Raw genomic sequence first — 19,100 nt, 5'->3', positions numbered from 1 at the left:
GGCAAGAAGGCAGGAGAGAACATAATGGTGAAGATCACAGCGGCCGTCGCCGTAAAGCCCAAGGCACCCCTCGAGTTCCGCGAGCTAGAGCTCGCCGATCCCGAAGGCAACGAAATCCTGGTGCGCACGGTCGCGACAGGCATCTGCCACACCGATCTCCTTCTTCGAGACGGCATCTTCGGCCCACCGGCTCCCGTCATTCCCGGTCACGAAGGGGTAGGTGTCGTCGAAGCGGTCGGAGCGGATGTGCGAAGCCTCAAGGTCGGCGACCACGTCGCCCTCAGTCAGAGCTCATGCGGCTTCTGCGCCGACTGCCGTCGTTCCCATCCGATGAACTGCCAGAACTACACGCAGTACAACCTCACGGGGCTCAGGCCGAACGGGAAGAAGGCGCTGCTCTGCGACGAGGTCGGGATCGGAAGCAATTTCGTCGGACAGTCTTCATTCGCTACCCATATCCTCGCGACCGAGAACAACGCCGCGCTGCTGCCCAAGGAGAATTTCGATCTCACGAACGCCGCGCCACTGGGATGCGGTATGGCCACAGGTGCCGGGACGGTCATCAACGCGATGAAACCCGAGATCGGGTCGACGATCGCCATTTTCGGGGCGGGGGCGGTCGGAATGGCAGCCGTGATGGCGGCGAAGGTTCGTCGTTGCAGCAAGATCATCATCGTCGACCTGAACCAGCAGCGGCTAGACATGGCGAGGGAACTGGGGGCTACCCACGCGATCAACGGCAAGGACGCCGACGTCGTGGAGCAGATCCACGCGCTGACGGGCGGCGGTGCCGACTTCGCGATCGACGCGGTCGGGATCATCCCCGTTATCCTGAACTCGATCAAGTGCACCAGAGCGGGCGGGCATGTCGTCCTTCTCGGCCTTGACGCACTCGGCAAGGACATCCCGATCCCGCTCGATTTAATGGTGTTCAACCGCAAGATCCAGGGCGCGATCCTCGGGGATCAAATTCCGCAGCTGTTCATTCCGCAGATGGTCGAGCTGAACCTTGCGGGTCTTTTCCCCTTCCAGAAGCTGATCACGAAGTATCCGTTCGAAAAAATCAACGAGGCGATCGCCGACGCGGAAGCGGGCCGCGTGATCAAGCCGGTTATCGTGTTCAACTAGGAGCAAAATCGCATGGCCATCAAGACAGAGGAACAGCACCTCATCGTCGAATTCAAGACGACGACGCAGGATCGGGACCGCGTCAGAGAGCTTCTGCTGGAGTTTGTCGGACCCGCGCGCGAGGAAACGGGTTGCCTATACTACGACCTCTACCAGCGGTCGGACGATCCCAATACGTTCTTCATCCTCGACGGATGGGCGAACGAGACGGCGGCGGCCGCGCACGGCGAACATCCCAACGTCAAACGCGTCCTGGAACCGCTGCTGCCGCTTCTTGTCACTTCCCCGTCGATTACCGTCAACAACCGCCTCAGCGACTGAGCTTCCGGCTTTCATGGGCCCCTGCGCGCGCTCCGATCTCCGGGGCGCGCTTTTTTGAACTCGCGAACGGAGCATGGAATGGCTGAGCATCGTGTCGTTATCGTCGGGGGCGGGTTCGCCGGACTTCAACTGGCGAAGGACCTGAGGTGCCCCGATACGTCGATTACGATTATCGACAGACGCAACCACCATCTGTTTCAACCGCTGCTGTATCAGGTCGCGACGACCGTGCTTGCGACATCGGAAATCGCATGGCCGATAAGAGCGGTCTTCCGTCGACGGAAAGACGTCTCGACACTCCTCGGAGAGGTGGTGGGCGTCGACAAGGCGGCACGCATCGTGTCCCTCAAGGACGGTAACACCATTCCCTACGACACGCTCGTTCTGGCAACGGGGGCGCGTCATGCGTACTTCGGGCGTGACGAGTGGGAGCCGTTCGCGCCCGGTCTCAAGGCCCTCGAAGACGCCACGACGATCCGCCGGCGTCTGCTACTGGCATTCGAGAGAGCGGAACTCGAGAGCGATCCCGAGATCCGCCGGGCGATGCTGACCTTTAGTATCATCGGAGCGGGACCAACGGGGGTCGAGCTCGCGGGGATCATAGCGGAACTCGCCCACAGGACGCTTGTCGACGAGTTTCGTAGTATCGACACGTCGTCCGCCCGCATACTGCTGGTAGAGGCGGGTAACCGGGTGCTCCCCGTTTTTCCGGAACAGTTATCGGCATACGCCGCAAGGGCACTCGCGGCGATGGGTGTCGAGGTTCGAACGGGACATCCGGTTACACGATGCGACGAGGAGGGGATCGCTCTGGGTGACGAATTCATCCCGAGTCGGACCGTCATCTGGGCTGCAGGCGTGCAAGCCTCCAAAGCGGCCGCGTGGGTCGGTGCCGACAAGGATCGTGCAGGCAAGGCGATCGTGGGGAGAGACCTCACGGTGGACGGTCACCCGGAGATATTCGTTATCGGAGACACCGCATCCGTGAAAACCGAAGACGGAGCCGCCGTGCCGGGGGTTGCTCCAGCGGCCAAGCAGCAGGGCGAATACGTGGCCAAGGTGATTAATGCGCGTGTCCGGCGTCGTGAGCCGCCGGCACCGTTCAAATACAAGCATCTAGGAAACCTGGCAACGATCGGCCCGAACTCGGCCGTGATCGATTTCGGCCGGGTCCAGCTCAAAGGGACACTCGCGTGGTGGATATGGGGGCTCGCCCACATCTACTTCCTGATCGGCACGAGGAGCCGAATGGCCGTAGCCCTGAGCTGGCTGTGGGCCTTCGTGTCCGGACACCACTCCGCTCGACTGATCACGCAGAAAGAGACGCTTAAAGACGAAGTGTAACTTCGTCACCTACCACCGCTCGACGAAACGACATTTTACGGGGGAAGAGATGTCATTATTAACCGACGTGAGCATACGAGCGAAAATATTGGTGGCAATCCTTCCGATATGCCTGATCGGAATAGCCGGGCTGACATTCGTTTCTCTGAAGTACCGCGCCGCGTCCCAAAGTTACGTCAGCTTTATAGCGGAGGACAAAGCTGCGGCGATCCATATGGCTCGCGCAAGCCAATACTTCACCGCGTTAAGCTACAACGCCTATCAGGTTCTGTCGTACGACACAGCGGATCCGAGTATAAAGAAATTCGCGCTGTACTACGAGAACAACAAGGCAATGCTCTCCAAGGAGCTGCGCCTCGTCAAACGTCTCGTTCCGGACGAGAGCACGAAAATCAACGGGTTCATCGCGGCGTCGAATGAAATACTGAAGCTTTCCAATCAGGCAGTTCAGGCTGCGCTGAAGGGCGACGCCGTCGCCGCCAACGCACTCTTGAGGAAGGCTGACCCGTTAATCGCCGAACAGGTTGGAGCCGTGCGCGTCTGGACTGACGCATTCACCGAGACGGTCGACTCAAAGAGCGGTGAACTTGCGAACGACGCGGACCGCACAAGTCTCTACAGCCTCGTCGTAATAAGCATCCTGTTCACCGCGCTTCTTGCGTTGGCGATCTTCACGTCATCGAGATACCTGACAACTCCTGTCGTTCGCCTCAGGGATCGGATGATTGCGTTGGCCGAGGGTCAGACCGAAGCCGATGTTCCCGGCGTCCGAAGACGCGACGAACTCGGCAGTATGGCCAAGGCGGTTTCCGTATTCCGGGACAACGAAGTGGAACGCGAGCGGCTCACGCGCGAGAACGAGCTCGCGCGGCAAGCAGCCGATGCCGAGAGGAGTAACCGCGATGCGATCGACGTCGCAAACGCGGAGGCAACGAAGCACGCCGTTGCAACCTTGGGGGCGGCGCTCAAACGGTTGGCCGACGGCGACCTACTCGGCCAGATCGAGACGCCGTTCCGCGCTGACCTGGATAGCCTCAGGCTCGATTACAACATCTCCGTACAGAAGCTTCTAGCCACCCTTATCGGTGTCAGTGAAAACGCACAGCGAATGGGCAGAAATTGCCGTGAGATAAGTTCGGCCGCGAGTGAGCTCTCCAACAGGACCGAGCGTCAGGCAGCCTCTCTCGAGGAAACTGCGAGCGCGGTTGGCGAGATAACGGCGACAGTCCAGGAAAGCGCTGTCCGAGCCTCCGAAGCAACGGGGTTCGTTGCGCAAGCCCGGTCGGAAGCGGAGGCTGCCGGAGAAGTCGTCACGGCAGCGATCACGGCGATGAAAAACATAGAACGGTCTTCTCAACAGATTACGACGATCATCTCGGTGATTGATGAGATCGCTTTTCAGACCAACCTGCTCGCGTTGAATGCCGGGGTTGAGGCGTCTAGAGCAGGGGACGCCGGACGCGGATTTGCGGTAGTTGCCCAGGAGGTGAGGGAGCTGGCCCAGCGCTCGGCTTCGGCGGCGCGTGAGATCAAGGATTTGATCTCAAGTTCCGGTAATCAAGTGAGCAAGGGGGTCACGCTCGTAGACGAGTCCGCGAAAAGGCTGACGAAAATAATAGCTGATGTCACGGAGATAGATAAGCATGTTGCGGCTATCGCGATTGCTGCAAGGGAACAGTCTTCAACGTTGGACAGCGTCAACGAGGCGGTAGCGTCTATCGACGGCGAGACCCAACGAAACGCGGCGCTCGCAGAGGAGTCCGCTGCGGCTGGCGCTCAGCTCACAGCGGAAGCCGGTTCGCTCAACGTCCTCCTGTCCCAGTTTCGGATCGAAAACACAGCGTCCGCGGAAACAGTTGGTGCAGAAGCGGAAGGCAAGGTGCACACCTTGTATCGGTTGGGCCGTCGCGATTAACGACCAATTAGGTCAGGGCAAATGCGCGACTTAATTTCGGTCGAGCGAACTCGACGATGTGCTTCCGTTCGCTCGGATAAACCGCATTAGGTGTTCAACGTAGCTTGGCTTATCTTCGAAGAGTCCGTGGCGCGGGCGCACCGCGCTTTCGGCAGCCTGCCCTCTACGCCATGCTGACCCAAGTCACACGGGTTTGGTCGGTGTAGCAACCGCACTCGACAGGCTAGCCCCTATCGCAATCACATCACCGAATACTGCGTTGTCTTCGCTTCACGCGATCCCAATTGACGGAGCCTGCAGACGCTGTTATACGATTTAGCGCAACAATGTTGCATGCAGCGCAACTCGAAAGATCGATGATGGCTTCACCGGAGAACAATATCCTAGCCGCGCTCCGACTGTTCACCGAGCCTGGGGCTGACAACGGTATCCGCGTCACAGACGCGGCGAACGCTCTCGGCGTGAACAAGTCGACCGCTTCGCGCACCCTTGCGCTTTTGAAGCAGACGTCCTTTCTCGTAGCCGACGCCGACACCGGGCGGTACTTCGTTGGGCCCGCGTGCGTGGCGCTTGCGAGCAGGTTTTCGGCGGCGACCATCGCACACGCGATCGAGCCGATCCTCCACGAGCTAGCGGTTGAAACCAGGAGCACCGCCCAAATCGGAATGAGAGCCGACCATAGAGTGGTTTTCATCGGTGTGGATCATGGCAGGTCGGAGCTTCAGGTTGCCGTCCGCCCGGGCGACCAGCAATTCCTTCACGTTTCAGCGGTCGGGAAAGCCATCCTGTCAACGATGGCAGACGCTGACTTCGAAAAAGTCATCCAGTCGAGTTTGCTGGATGACGGAAGTCTTCCAAGGGTGGCTCCCAAAAGCATCGTCAGCCCGGATGTTTTTCGGGACAATATCAGGGAGGCCCGCGCCGCTGGCTTTGCTGTGTCGGACGAGGAAGGAACACAGGGCGCGATCGGTATTGCCGCCTCCATCCCCGGGGTGAAGGGTGTGGAAATCGCTCTCGGGGTGGCGTTTCCGGCCAATGACCAACGGAGAAGCGAGATTCAGAAGCTAGCCACCAAGGTTAAGGACGCCGCTTCGGCCGCCGCTGAAGCGCTCATAGCCTAAAAACGGTTCAGTACTGAGACTGAGAATGGCGTGCGACCGACGGGTCGCACGGCTGGCCCTTTGCGTCTTCGCGACGGGTTGTTTTCAACGCATAAAATAATGGGAACTGAAAAAATGAGAAAAACGATAGGATTCTTAGCAGCGCTTGCCTGCTCGGTGGCATTCGGACCCGCGCTCGCGCAAGAGGGCGAAACACTTCTCGTCGCCCTACCTAGCGACATATCGAGCACCGATTCCGCCTTCTCTGGAGATTCCAGCACCGAGGCCGTCGCACGCCAGGCTATGGAAGGCCTGGTGAGGTTGAAGCCGGGGAGTTTGAACGAGGTGGAGCCTGTACTCGCCGAGGCCCTGCCCACGGTTTCCGACGACGGTCTCGTCTACACTTTCAAGATCCGGAAGGGCGTGAAATTCCATGACGGCGAGCCGCTCGACGCCGACGCGGTCAAGTTCAACTACGACCGCTGGCTGAAGATGCCGGATACCCTGACGGGATACTCGTACGGGAAAATCGGAAGCTTGCAGCAGTCCGTCGACAAGGTCGTCGTCGATGACCCGACGACGGTGTCCATCCATCTCAAGAAGCGAAACTCCGGGTTCCTCATCTCCCAAGTTCTTCCGGCTTTCGCGATCGCGAGCCCCGCAGCGCTGCGTGAAGGAAAGGCGGACAACTCCGTAACCGACCGGGCAAACATCCCGTACGCCCAGGGATCGGACAAGGCCCTCGTCGGCACCGGTCCATTCGTCTTCCAGGACTGGAAGCGGGGCTCCGAAGTCGAACTGGTGAAGAACGAGGAATACTGGAACGCAAAGGAACAGGGCAACGTCGGGACACTCGTTTTCCGCATCATGACCGACCCGACGGCCACGCTCAACGCGCTGCAGTCCGGCTCGGTGGACGTGGCCCAGATTCTAAGCCCCCAGAACATCAAGCTCGCCAAGGACGACGACACGCTCCAGGTTCTGCCTCGTAACGGCTGCAGCATGGCGCAGATCTACTTCAACCAGAAGTTCCCGCCGTTCGACGCCGTCAAGGTCCGACAGGCAGTAGGGACGTCGATCGATCGGCAGTTGCTGGTCGACAAGCTGTTCGACGGAAATGCGGCTGCTGCGGACGGATTCCTTCCCAAGGGGTTCCCCTTCGCCGTGACCGGAAACATCCCGACCTACAATGCGGCGGGGGCGAAGGAGCTGGTTTCGGCACTCAAGCCCGAACAGCGCACGCTGGAATTCTGGTATCCTTCGAATGTCTCCCGTCCGTACATGCCCGACCCCCAGGCTCTATTCGACTCGGCTCGTCGTGACCTGGAGGCCGCGGGGTTCACTGTCGTTCCAAAGACCACGACCTGGAGCGATTACCTCACAAAGGTGTTCGCGGGTGAAGTTCCGATGTCGGTGCTGGGCAACGTCTGTAACTGGCCGAGCCCTGACAACTTCTTCGGAATGCTGTATTTTGGCTTCCCCGCTGGATCTTCGGTGATGCCTGAGATGGGATATGGCGACGACGAACTTAAACAGATGCTCCAGAGTGCGACGTCTTCGGCCACCAAGGACGAGGAAGCCAAAGTCTGGGCCGCCTTCCAGAACAGGCTCGGCCAAGACCTTCCGTTCATGCCGCTACTGAGCCCCGACTTCCCGGCCGTGGCATCCACGGCAGTCAAGGGGTTCGTGACATCGCCGTTCCTTGGAGTGGCGGAGACGTACAGCACCGTTACGGTTGAACGATAATGCAGGGATCAGACACAGTCCAAACCATGTCGAAGGGTGTGCCGCGCAAGCGGCGCACCCCGCTGTGGCTGACCGGAGACCTTCTGTCCTTTGTGTTGAAACGAGTACTCCAGATCATACCGTCTTTGATGATCCTGTCTGTGCTTATGTTCGCTTTCATCCGGATGGTTCCCGGCGATCCCGCGCGGCTCATCCTCGGCCCGACGGCGACGGCGGCTCAAATCGAAGCGCTTCGCGGGCAGCTGGGCCTGGATTTGCCCATATGGCAGCAGTATCTCAACTACCTCGCCAACATTGCAAGCGGTGATTTCGGAACAAGCTACGTCAGCAACACACCCGTGGCAGCCGAGTTTTTCAGCCGCTTCCCGGCCACCCTCGAACTCAGCATCGTTGCGCTGATCCTTTCGGTTGTCGTCGGGGTGCCTCTCGGACGTTGGTCGGCCCGCCGCGCGAATACCATCACGGACTACAGCATAACCGCCTCTTCGGTCTTTCTGCATAGTCTGCCGACATTCGTGGTCGGACTGCTTCTCCAGTTATGTTTCGGTGTATGGTTGCGCTGGCTGCCGGTCGACGGCAGGATCGGGCCACGGTACCGCCTCCCGGAGGTGACGAATTTTGCCACCGTTGACGCGCTTCTCTCGCTAAACCTGAGCGCTTTCGGGTCGGCACTGACGCACCTACTGCTTCCCTCGATAACGCTGGCGTGTGTCTCAGCAGGGCTGATTATCAGAATTACCCGCTCGTCCGTCATCGCGAGCCGCCGAGCGCCGCACGTCAGGACCGCGCGCGGCAAGGGCCTGAGCCGATCGCGCCTGAACAGCAGGCACATCCAGCTCAACGCGCTACCGCCGATCGTAACCGTCATAGCCTTGCAGATCGGAACGATGCTTTCCGGCGCAGCCATAACGGAAACGATATTTTCCTGGGATGGAGTGGGGTCCTGGGTCGTGCTGTCGATCGCTTCGCACGACTATCCGGTCGTGCAGTCGACGATACTCATCTTCGCGGTGATCTTCCTGCTCGTCAATCTCGTCGCGGACGTGATCAACGCTGTTCTCAACCCAAGGCTGGCACTCGAATGACAGGCGTCACCACACTTTCACAAGCCGAGAAGGCAGCACCGTCGGAAAGCTCCTTCCTCAGGCAGGCCATGTCTCGCTTCCTCGCGAATACCCCGGCGGTGATCGGAGCACTTCTCCTACTAGCGTTCGTCGCCGCGGGTCTCCTCGCGCCATGGATCGCGCCCTACGGTCCAAATGAAGGTGGGCTCGGGGACGCGCTCCTGCCCCCCAGCGTCGATCATCTGCTCGGCACCGACAAACAGGGGAGGGATCAGCTCAGCCTCATTCTATATGGTGGGCGCACCAGTCTTCTCCTTGCCATTTCCTCCGTAACCGTGGCCCTTCTGGCTGGTGGCGTGTTGGGTGCCGTGGCCAGCGCGTTCCGCGGGACAGTGGACGCGGTCATCATGCGCCTGGTCGACGTGTGGCTGGCAATACCCGGTATGTTGCTGGCTCTCGCCATCGTCGCCCTGCTCGGAACTGGCCTGGTACAGATAACAATCGCGGTCGCGGTCACGAACGTGCCCGTGTTCGCGAGGCTGTTCCGCACCAGCCTGGCAGAGGTGTCGCGCAGCGAATATATCGAAGCGACACGATCGGTTGGCGCTTCGGAGATGCGGATTTTCATGCGTCATACGCTTCCCAATGCGGTGTCGCCGCTGATCGTGGCGGCGCTGCTCGCGATGGCCTCGGCCGTCGTACAGGTTGCCGGGCTCGGGTTCCTTGGACTGGGACCCGCCGACAGGCTTGTTCCGGAGTGGGGAACCATGCTGACCAACGCGTCGTCATACATGCGTGTCGCGCCCCTTCTTACCGTCGTTCCGTGCGCGGCGATCGTGATCACCGCGATAAGCTTCAATCTTGTCGGAGACGGTCTCCAAGAGGCGTTCGATCCGCAATCCGCGCGCTAGAATAGGACGCCAGGGACATGGGCGTTGACCCGGCTCTGCTGGCCGCGGTCGACGCCCATTTTCCTTGTGCCAACCGCAGAAAAGCGACCGTTTGTTCCATATAGGGCAACTCAGTTGTTGACAGAGCAACACATTAGGTTTTTAATGCCCTCACGTTAAAACGTGGGAACAGAAGCGCGGATAGAAGACTGGCATCAGCCGCGACAGCGCACTTCTCAAGAACTGGATTCGTGATGAGCATCGACACTGCTACCGCACAGCGCGGTACGAGGCGAAATGCTGCCGTGGAAATAGAGGACCTCCGTGTCCAGTTCCGCGCGGGAAAGGAGACCGTTTACGCCGTGAACGGCGTGACGCTTTCCGTTGCGCAGGGCGAGACCCTCGGCATAGTCGGCGAGTCCGGCTGCGGGAAAAGCACCGCCGGATTTGCGATGATGAGACTGCTGCCCGAAAAAATCACCCTGATAAGCGGACGGATAATCGTCGCGGGAAACGAGATACAGGGCCTTCCGGAGGCAAAGCTGGCTGGGATGCGCGGGCGTGATATCGCCATGATCTACCAGGACCCGATGACGAGCCTGAACCCCGTACTGCGCATCGGGGAACAGATTGTCGAGACGCTTTTAGCGCACAAGAAAATGACGAGAGCGGCCGCGCGTTCACGAGCATCGGAACTGCTCGAGCTTGTCGGAATACCCGATCCGGAAATGCGCCTCGACAGTTACCCGCATGAAATCTCAGGCGGAATGCGACAGCGCGTAATGATCGCCATGGCCGTTGCGCTGGAGCCTAAGGTCCTGATCGCGGACGAGCCGACAACGGCACTCGACGTCACCACCCAGGCGCAGATCCTGCAAGTCCTCAAAACCCTTTCCGGGAAGACGGGAACCGCCCTGGTCATGATAACGCACGATCTCGGGGTGGTCGCGGGCACGACCTCGCGTGTTGCCGTCATGTACGCGGGACACGTCATAGAGCACGCCATGACCGAGACGCTCTTCGCCGAACCACGGCATCCCTACACCGTCGGACTGATGCGAGCTGTCCCGCGCATCGGATCCGAAGACGAAGAGCTGGTGCCGATCTCGGGGTCTCCTCCGGATCAGCGGGAGATGCCTGTTTTCTGTCCGTTCGCCCCGCGCTGTCGCTGGCGCGTGGCCTCGTGTTGGAATGAGGTTCCACCGCTCGTCGCGCATGGCGAACACGAAGTCGCGTGCTTCAATCCGGTGCTTTCCAAGGAAGCGGAAGTCGGCGTTCCTCTCAGAGATGGCTTCGGCGTTCCGCCTCCGTCAAGGGATACGAAGGCATTCAGGAGTGCGATCGCGTTCGAACCGTCAGGTCTTCAGAACACGATTGTCGGAGGCTGAGATGCGGCTCGATACCACATATGATGCAGCGCCGCTTCTGGACGCCAGCGAAGTCACTGTCGATTTCACGGAAAAGCGCGGGCTTTTTCAGTCGCCCGGAACCGTCCGTGGCGTCAACAAGGCGTCCATCACGGTTGCGAGGGGCGAGACGTTGGGCCTCGTAGGCGAATCCGGATCCGGAAAGTCCACGCTCGCTCGGGCGATCATGGGGCTTACACCTATCACGTCGGGTCGAGTCGTCTTCGACGGCAAGGACCTGGCCCGGCTATCAAACCAGGAACGCCGCCGGGTCCGCCGCCGCATGCAGATGGTTTTCCAGAACCCCTACTCGACGCTGGATCCCCGGATGAGCGTCGGCGAGACCGTCGCGGAACCCATGATCGTTCACGGTCTCGGCAATCCGAAGAGGCGTCGGGAAGAGGTTGCGGAGCTTCTGCAGACCGTCGGCCTCAACGCGGATTTCGCGGGGCGATACCCCGACGCGCTATCAGGCGGTCAGAGACAACGCGTAAGCCTCGCGCGAGCTCTCGCTTCCCAGCCTGAGCTGATCGTGGCCGACGAACCAATCAGCGCTCTCGACGTCTCGATCCAGGCTCAGATCGTCAACCTTCTTCGCAGACTGCAGCGAGAAACCGCGCTGTCCTTCCTGTTCATTACCCACGACCTTTCGATCGTGCAGAACATAAGCCAGCGCGTGGCCGTGATGTACTTCGGCGAGGTTGTCGAGACAGGCCCATCCCGGGACGTCTGCTCGACGCCGCTCCATCCCTATTCGGCCGCCCTGGTCTCCGCGATCCCAAGGCCAAACCCCGCGCTCGAGAAAGCCAGGACACAGATAGTCCTGGAAGGCGAGGTCCCGTCGAGGGTCAACCCGCCGAGCGGATGCGCTTTCCATACTCGGTGCTGGCTGAAGCAAAGAATGCCTGACGCCTCCGTCTGCTCGCGCGTCGTCCCGGCCTTGAGACGAATGGGAAATGGCCGGGCAGTCGCATGCCATTTCGCGGAAACGATGACGCAGGCCAGCGAGCCGCACGCAGTCCGGGCCGGACGAATGTCTGGGTCTGAGGGGAATTTGACATGACATGTGATGTTTTAATCGTCGGAGGTGGCCTTTCGGCAGGGGTTATGGCGCTTACCCTGGTGGAGAAGGGCTTTACGGTCACCTGTCTCGAACAGGGAGGATGGACCGATCCCGCAGCTTATCCGGGCGGTACGCCGTTCTGGGAGCTGGCACGAAGGACGAAATGGAGCGCGGACCCGAATGTTCGTCGCGCGCCGTCGGACTATCCGATAGACGTCTCCGAATCCGATATGGCGATCATGCTGTACAACGGCGTGGGCGGTAGTTCCGTGCTGTTCGGCGCTCAGTGGGCAAGGCTTACACCTGGAGACTTCCGCGTGCGCACCCTCGACGGCGTGGCGGACGACTGGCCGATTTCTTGGCGTGATATCTGGCCGTTCTACGAGATGACGGATCGGGAGTTCGGGATCTCGGGCCTGGGCGGTGACCCCGCATATCCCGAAGGCGAGGATTATCCGCTTCCTCCGCTGCCCCTGAGTTCCGCGGGAACAAGGATGGCGAAAACGTTCGACGAACTGGGCTGGCACTGGTGGCCCGGCTCGAACGCCATCATCTCGAGAAACTACGACGATCGGCGGCCATGCGTTCTGCGCGGTACTTGTCAGACCGGATGCGGCGAAGGAGCCAAAAGCTCGTCCGACCAGACGCACTGGCGCAAGGCGGTCGCGAAAGGCGTGAAGCTCATAACCGGAGCAAGGGTCAGGGAAATTATGGTGTCCGACAACGGCCTGGCCACCGGAGCGGTGTACTTCGACCGCGACGGCAAGGAACATCGCGTCGACGCAAGCGTCGTCGTGATGGCCGCCGGAGGTGTGGGCACGCCGCGGATTCTCCTGAATTCGACCGCCAAGGGGAGTGGCGCTGGTCTCGCCAATTCTTCGGGGCTCGTCGGCAAGCGTTTCATGGGACATCCATATGTCCGCATAGTCGGCTACTTCGCCGAACCCCTGAAGAGTTGGCACAGCCACGCGGGCGCTAACATCACGTCGCTGCAGTTCTACGGTACGGACCCGGACCGGGACTTCGTACGGGGCTCGAAATGGGCAGTGGTTCCCACGAGAGGGCCTCTGGATTCAGCCCTGAGCCTTCCCGACGACGACAGTCCATGGGGCGAGAACCTGCATCTTCGCGTCAACCGCGAGCTTGGACACGGTATCGCGCTGGACATCCTCCCCGAAGACCTTCCGGAGGAGGCCAACAGGGTCACCCTTTGCGACGACGGCTTTGACTCCGATGGCATTCCGGCCGCGAAAGTGTCCTACAGCATATCGGAAAACACTTCCCGCATCCGTGCGTTCAACGTCGCGAGAGCGACCGAGGCGCTCAAGTCCGCGGGAGCGCACGAAATCCACGTTTCAGACCCGGCGACCTCGGGAATGGTGCACCTCCTCGGGACGGCCAGAATGGGCAACGACCCGGAGACGTCCGTGGTGGACAAATGGGGCCGCACCCATGACGTGCCGAACCTCTTCATCATCGACGCTTCCATCTTCGTGACTGCAGGAGCTGTGAACCCGGCCGCGACCGTCGCGGCACTGGCGAAGCGCACGTCTCTCTATCTGGCGGAAAACAGCAGGGATCAGGTAACAGCATGACCGTAAGACCGCAACCAGAAGAACTTCTTGAAACCGGACACCGCGTGACCCTGGCGGCGGTCGCGGATGTCCTGCTTCCGAGCTGGAAAGGCCTCCCGTCGGCCAGCGACATCGAGCTTTCGGGAAAGCCCGTAGACCGGGTCCTTTCCTATGCGCCGGAACTAGCGCCGAGACTGGCGGCGTCGCTTTCGGCCGTTGGCGACAGGGAAATCCCGCACGCCCTTCGGGAGATGCTGGAGAATGATCGAAAGGGGCTGGATCTGCTCCTGCTGGTGTGCTGCGCGGCATACTACATGCAGCCGTCCGTCCAAGAGAGAACGGGATACCGGGGGCAGGAGGCCGAGGTGATCGATCGCGCGGAGCTTCCCGCCTACCTCGAAGACGGGACACTCGAGCGGACGGTCGCGCCGCCCAATGTCGCCCGGGAGTTCGCCACCCTCGAGGAGGCAGGTCTGTGAGCGCGGACTATCTGGAGGACAACGGCGTCCGGTACCGCGCGGTCCCAGACTGGGGGAATTTGCCCGCCGGGTGGACGTATAAGGAAGTGTCCGGAGTAGCTGTCGACAGCGCCGACAACGTCTACGTCCTGACGCGTGGCGAACACCCCGTGATCGTTTTCGACAGCGACGGAAATTTCGTCCGAAGCTGGGGCGAAGGGGTATTCGAAGGACCCCACGGGATAGCGATCGGTCAGGACGATAGCGTCTACGTGGTCGATAGCTGGGACCACACGGTGCGGAGGTTCACGCCGCACGGCGATCTCCTGATGACGATCGGAACACCCGGGACTCCCGCAGCCTTCGACGGCGGAGAGCCGTTCAACAAGCCTACCCACGTGGCCATCGACCCGTCTACGGGCGACCTCTTCGTATCCGATGGATATGCCAATTCTCGAATACACCGATTTACGTCCGATGGACGTCACGTGGCATCTTGGGGGAGCAGCGGGTCGGATCCCGGACAGTTCATTGTGCCTCATAACCTCGTGTATCACGAGGGCAGGCTCTACGTGGCTGACCGGGAAAACAACCGCATTCAGGTTTTCGACGGCAACGGCGCTTTCATCGAGCAGTGGAACGACATGTACCGCGTCTCGTGTCTCGCGACGACGGTTCTGAACGGATCTCCCTCCCTGCTTGTCGGCGAGTTCTGCTCGGAGCTCTGGTACCTCAAACAGTTCCCGAACCTGGGCAACCGCCTGACATTCTTTTCCATGAACGGTGATCGCCTGGCGCGCCTCGGGGCTCCGAATGGCGGGGAAGGCCCCGACCAGTTCCTCGCACCGCACGGCGTAGCCGTGGACACGAAGGGAACGATCTACCTCGGGGAAGCCTCGTGGTCGCTGGTCGGGAGCCGCATGGAGCCGCCGAAAGAACTTCGGACACTGACGGTTCTCAAGCGAATCCAGTGATCGATCGTAAATAGACCCCGGACCCGCAGAAGGAGCCGACAAAATGGAAATACAGCGCAATACGCCCGACGGACTGTACAAACTCAAAGGCGCGCATCAGGTCGTGCGCGTGGGAAACACCGTCTATCTTTCCGGGCTCGTCGCATGCCGCGCGGATGGCTCCGTGGCGGGAAGCGACGCGGCGACGCAGGTGCGTCAGACGTACGAAAACATGAAAGTCGCTCTGGCAAGCGTCGGAGCGGACCTGAGTTCCGTCGTCAAGACGATCACCTACCTGACGCATGCCTCGCAGTACAAGGACGTGCAAAGCCACCAGGTGGAACTGTTCGGTCAAAACGGTCCTGCCAACTCCACGGTCATAGTCTCCGGTCTCGCATGGCCTGAGCTCCTCATCGAGATCGAGGCCATCGCCTACCTTCCCGAGGACGCGAAGTGATGTCCGGCGACATCCTTCCAGGCTCGCTGAACGGTCATACCGCGCTTGTGACGGGCGGTACGAGCGGGATCGGGCGGGGAACAGTGGAAGCGCTTTCCGCCGCTGGCGCGCGGGTTTTCGTCGGATCGAGAAGCTTCGCCAAGGCGGAGGAGCTGTCTCGCGAACTGACCGATCGCGGGATGGCAGTCGATGCCCTGGAGATAGACGTACTCGACGAACGCAGCGTTTCTACTGCGTTCTCCGAAATCGACAGGACGAATGCGGCCCTGTCGCTCCTGGTCAACAATGTCGGCACGACGGCTTACGAGCCTTTCGGGGATATCAAGGTGTCCACCTGGGATATGGTCATGTCGACCAATGTCCGTAGCGCCTTCCTTTGCAGCCAGCGCGCCATCGAACGAATGTTGCCCGCGGGCCAAGGGCAGATCGTGAACGTCGGTTCGATATGGGCCACGCGCGGTGGACCGGGGCGGGCGGCATACATCTCCTCGAAGCACGCGCTCGTCGGCCTGACGAAAGCTCTCGACCAGGAGTTCGGGCAGCACGGAATACGCGTCAACATGGTCAATCCCGGTCCTGTCGCAACCGAACGTGCCATGAAGACGGACGTCGACACGACAGGCTGGCTCGAGCCACGCGACATCGGAAATCTGGTCGCCTTCCTGGCCTCTCCCTCGTCCAAGGCAGTACGCGGCGCGATCGTCGATGCCTTCGGCAACGGCAAGGTGTTGGGCAACTTCGACTGACGTTCGCGTGATTTGAACAAACGATACGGACTATCACGGATAGGAGACTGACATGTTTGATACCGTTAGTGCAAAGGCTCTCGTGACCGGCGGCGTTCGCGGGATCGGGGCAGCGACGTGCCTGGAGTTGGCACGTCAGGGTTTCGACATCGCCGTTCTCGATGTCCGCATCGACGATGAGGCCGAAGCGCTGGGCAGGGAGATCGTGGAGATGGGCAGGAAGGCCTCTCTCGTCACCGTCGACCTCCGGTCTGTCGATCAGTGCAAAGCGGCGGTCAGGCAGGCCGCCGAAGAATTGGGCGGCCTCAGCGTCGTCGTCAACTCGGCAGGAGGTGGCTTCGGCGTGAAAGCGCCCTTCGAAGAGGTTTCCGAAGCCGAGTTCGACCTGATCATGGACGTGAACCTCAAGGGCACCTTCTTCGTTTCGCAGGCCGCGGTTCCCTTCCTGCGGCAGAGCGGGGATGGACTGATCGTCAATATCGCATCGGACGCCGCCTACATCGGACTGCCGATGAATAGCGTGTACAGCGCGTCGAAGGGTGCGGTTGTCACGCTGACGAAGGCGATGGCCCGTGCGCTCGCGCCCCACATCAGGGTGAACACCGTCTCCCCGGGCCCCACCGCTACCGAGCGGTTCAAGCGCGAGGGCTGGGCCAACGACGAGGAGGTCAAGCGCATGCCCCTTGGACGCTTCGCAGAGCCGAGCGACGTTGCGCTCTCGATCGCGTTCCTGGCAGGTCCCGGCGGTCGCCATTACACGGGTCAAACCCTTGATCCCAACGGTGGCGTAGCCATGCGCTGACGCCACCGCCCCAACCCTCATAACCAATCTCGTTGCAGTGACGCCACGGCGTCAAGGGGAAGACTATGCTCAGAATCGGCATCGACATCGGAGGCACTTTCACGGATTTCGCGGTCTGGAAGAAGGAAACCGACGGTTACACGGACGTAGAAAGCTTCAAGATACCGACTTCGCGGCCGGACTTCTCGCAGGCGGTTATCGACGGTATCAGCCAAGTGGTCGCACGGCACCGCGTGAATGTGGACGACCCCGTTCTCGTCGTCCACAGCACCACGATCTCCACAAACGCCGTAATCGAGCGGTCACAGCCTCCGATCGCCCTTTTCACAACCAAGGGCTTCCGTGACGTTCTCGGCATCGCGCGCCTGAGGCTCGACAAGCCAATCGATCTCTTCAATCGCCGCGTGACGCCACTGGTCCCACGCGAGCGTGTGTTCGAGATAACGGAGCGCGTTCTCGCGGATGGGTCGGTCGAGCGGGAGCTTGACGAGGCGTCTGTGATTTCGGCGCTGGATGCGGCACGGCAAAAGGGTGCGACCGCCGTAGGGGTCAGCCTTCTGAACTCCTATGTGAACCCCAGGCACGAGCAAGTCGTTCTGGAGCTGGCGGCGAAGCATCATCCCGATCTGGAGGTCGTCGCGTCGAGCGACGTCTGGCCCCAGCAATCGGAGTACGAGCGCGCCGTCCTGACGCTGTTGAACGTCTACGTGAAGTCCGTGATGGACGGTTATCTGGAGAAGATCGACACCTTCCTTTCGAGGTCGCTGAAAAACGCGAAGCTTTTCGTGATGAAGTCGAACGGCGGCATGATGTCTGCCAGCGAAGCGCGCTCGCTACCCGCACACACACTCCTTTCAGGCCCCGCCGCCGGAGTGACTGCCGCGAAAACGCTCGGCGAGTATCTTGATCTCGACCGAGTCCTCACGTTCGATATGGGCGGGACATCGACGGACGTCTCGCTCATCGAGGGCGGACGCCCGATGATCTCGGCGCAGGCCGAGGTCGGTGAGTTTCCCGTACTCGTTCCCTCCACGGCGGTGGAAGCGATCGGCGCGGGCGGCGGCTCGGTCGTGTGGCTCGACGGCGGCATCCTCAAGGTGGGCCCGCGAAGCGCCGGATCGAAACCGGGACCCGCGTGCTACGGCCTTGGGGGAACCGAACCGACCCTTTCCGATGCCTACCTTATCTGCGGTCTCCTTCCCGACACGGGCCTTCTCGGTGGCAAACTCGCCCTCGACGTCGCGAGAGCCGAGACGGCTTTCAAGCTGATCGCCGATACGCTTGGCATCAGCGTCGAGAAGGCTGCCGAAAGTGCGATAGCGGTGGCGACCTCCAACATGATGGCAAAGCTCTTGCCGTTCCTCGCCAGGGTCGGCGTCGGCCCAACCGATTGCACGCTCATGCTGTACGGTGGCGCGGGTGCCGTGCACGGTCCTCTTCTCGCGGACGAGATCGGGGTCAGGAGAATCGTCGTACCGCGCGTGCCATCCGTTTTCTGCGCGTTCGGTTGCCTGGTGTCTGATCTCCTGCACGACACGATGCGCAACATGCACGGCACCGTCCTTTCCGACGCGGCCCTGGCAGAGGCCGCGGAGCAATTGAGGGTAGCGGGAGAAGAGTGGGTCGCCCGCCAAGGCGAGATTTCGGCGGGGGCGGTCATCGTACAGACATTCACCGCGGAAATGCGATACGCCGCCCAGTCGTTCACGCTACCCGTCGAACTCGAACTCAGCGAAGGCAAGATCGGGTCGGTGCAAAACGCGTTCGAGCGGTTCCACGCGGAGCACGAGCGCCTTTTCGGCCATGCAAGCGCGGACCTCCCCGTGGTCATCGACGCGCTGCGTCTCAGGACCGCTGGAAAGCAGGAAAAGCCAGCGCCGAAGGGTCGGAGCGGGCCGTCTGTCCCGGTTGAACCACGCATCCATCGTCGTCTCCGGATCAACGGCAAAACGTATTTTCAGGCACCCGTCTTCTCGCAGGGCTCGCTGGAACCGGGCTTCCGCGCGAAAGGCCCCGCCATGGTGGAGCAGGAAATCGCGACGGTGGTCGTTCCGCCCGACTACTGGGTCGAGATCGGACCTCTTGGCGACATCGTCATGACGCGCGACCACTAACGTAATCCAGAGGTTTTCG

At 61.0% G+C, this 19,100-nt stretch carries 17 protein-coding genes; all 17 read left to right on the top strand.

The window, feature by feature from the left end; genetic code table 11:
* Positions 1-24 precede the first annotated feature (24 nt).
* Positions 25-1,128, top strand: a complete 1,104-nt coding sequence (locus BLX89_RS21495; protein ID WP_075293024.1) for an NAD(P)-dependent alcohol dehydrogenase — start codon at positions 25-27, stop codon at positions 1,126-1,128.
* 12 nt (positions 1,129-1,140) lie between these two features.
* Positions 1,141-1,449: a putative quinol monooxygenase gene (locus BLX89_RS21490; protein ID WP_075293023.1), complete on the top strand. Its 309-nt coding sequence runs from the start codon at positions 1,141-1,143 to the stop codon at positions 1,447-1,449.
* 78 nt (positions 1,450-1,527) lie between these two features.
* Positions 1,528-2,793 (top strand): NAD(P)/FAD-dependent oxidoreductase, encoded by a 1,266-nt coding sequence (locus BLX89_RS21485; RefSeq protein ID WP_075293022.1) that lies wholly within the window; start codon positions 1,528-1,530, stop codon positions 2,791-2,793.
* A gap of 49 nt (positions 2,794-2,842) precedes the next feature.
* Entirely contained in the window at positions 2,843-4,708 is a 1,866-nt protein-coding gene (locus BLX89_RS21480; protein WP_075293021.1) for a methyl-accepting chemotaxis protein, read from the top strand.
* A gap of 356 nt (positions 4,709-5,064) precedes the next feature.
* Positions 5,065-5,829 carry an IclR family transcriptional regulator gene (locus BLX89_RS21475; RefSeq protein WP_075293020.1) on the top strand — a complete coding sequence of 255 codons (765 nt, stop codon included), beginning with the start codon at positions 5,065-5,067 and terminating at the stop codon, positions 5,827-5,829.
* Between the two features lie 114 nt (positions 5,830-5,943).
* Positions 5,944-7,554, top strand: a complete 1,611-nt coding sequence (locus BLX89_RS21470; RefSeq protein ID WP_075293019.1) for an ABC transporter substrate-binding protein — start codon at positions 5,944-5,946, stop codon at positions 7,552-7,554.
* On the top strand, positions 7,554-8,639 hold the full coding sequence (locus BLX89_RS21465; protein ID WP_083637803.1) for an ABC transporter permease: 1,086 nt from the start codon (positions 7,554-7,556) through the stop codon (positions 8,637-8,639). The genes BLX89_RS21470 and BLX89_RS21465 overlap by 1 nt, the downstream gene beginning before the upstream one ends.
* Complete coding sequence (locus tag BLX89_RS21460; RefSeq protein ID WP_075293018.1) at positions 8,636-9,529, top strand: ABC transporter permease; 894 nt, start codon at positions 8,636-8,638, stop codon at positions 9,527-9,529. Before BLX89_RS21465 ends, BLX89_RS21460 begins: the two co-directional genes overlap by 4 nt.
* A 233-nt stretch (positions 9,530-9,762) precedes the next feature.
* Positions 9,763-10,896 (top strand): ABC transporter ATP-binding protein, encoded by a 1,134-nt coding sequence (locus BLX89_RS23990; protein WP_083637800.1) that lies wholly within the window; start codon positions 9,763-9,765, stop codon positions 10,894-10,896.
* A 1-nt stretch (position 10,897) separates the two neighbouring features.
* Positions 10,898-11,977 (top strand): ABC transporter ATP-binding protein, encoded by a 1,080-nt coding sequence (locus tag BLX89_RS21440; RefSeq protein WP_075293017.1) that lies wholly within the window; start codon positions 10,898-10,900, stop codon positions 11,975-11,977.
* Between the two features lie 44 nt (positions 11,978-12,021).
* The gene (locus tag BLX89_RS21435) at positions 12,022-13,572 is read left to right on the top strand and encodes a GMC family oxidoreductase (protein ID WP_198935182.1); all 1,551 of its coding nucleotides are present in this window, start codon (positions 12,022-12,024) and stop codon (positions 13,570-13,572) included.
* Positions 13,569-14,030: a hypothetical protein gene (locus BLX89_RS21430; RefSeq protein ID WP_075293015.1), complete on the top strand. Its 462-nt coding sequence runs from the start codon at positions 13,569-13,571 to the stop codon at positions 14,028-14,030. The genes BLX89_RS21435 and BLX89_RS21430 overlap by 4 nt, the downstream gene beginning before the upstream one ends.
* Positions 14,027-14,983 (top strand): peptidyl-alpha-hydroxyglycine alpha-amidating lyase family protein, encoded by a 957-nt coding sequence (locus BLX89_RS21425; RefSeq protein WP_198935181.1) that lies wholly within the window; start codon positions 14,027-14,029, stop codon positions 14,981-14,983. Before BLX89_RS21430 ends, BLX89_RS21425 begins: the two co-directional genes overlap by 4 nt.
* A gap of 43 nt (positions 14,984-15,026) precedes the next feature.
* Complete coding sequence (locus BLX89_RS21420; RefSeq protein ID WP_075293014.1) at positions 15,027-15,419, top strand: RidA family protein; 393 nt, start codon at positions 15,027-15,029, stop codon at positions 15,417-15,419.
* Positions 15,419-16,165 carry an SDR family NAD(P)-dependent oxidoreductase gene (locus BLX89_RS21415; protein WP_075293013.1) on the top strand — a complete coding sequence of 249 codons (747 nt, stop codon included), beginning with the start codon at positions 15,419-15,421 and terminating at the stop codon, positions 16,163-16,165. The genes BLX89_RS21420 and BLX89_RS21415 overlap by 1 nt, the downstream gene beginning before the upstream one ends.
* 52 nt (positions 16,166-16,217) lie before the next feature.
* Complete coding sequence (locus BLX89_RS21410; protein WP_075293012.1) at positions 16,218-16,967, top strand: SDR family NAD(P)-dependent oxidoreductase; 750 nt, start codon at positions 16,218-16,220, stop codon at positions 16,965-16,967.
* A gap of 65 nt (positions 16,968-17,032) precedes the next feature.
* Positions 17,033-19,081 carry a hydantoinase/oxoprolinase family protein gene (locus BLX89_RS21405; RefSeq protein WP_075293011.1) on the top strand — a complete coding sequence of 683 codons (2,049 nt, stop codon included), beginning with the start codon at positions 17,033-17,035 and terminating at the stop codon, positions 19,079-19,081.
* The last annotated feature ends 19 nt before the right edge of the window (positions 19,082-19,100 follow it).

Origin of the sequence: Pararhizobium arenae (assembly GCF_001931685.1) — a bacterium.
In the GTDB taxonomy this organism is placed as follows: Bacteria; Pseudomonadota; Alphaproteobacteria; order Rhizobiales; family Rhizobiaceae; genus Pararhizobium; species Pararhizobium arenae.
The sequence above is the reverse complement of the archived record's forward strand: the minus strand, read 5'-3'. Positions and strand labels throughout refer to the sequence as shown.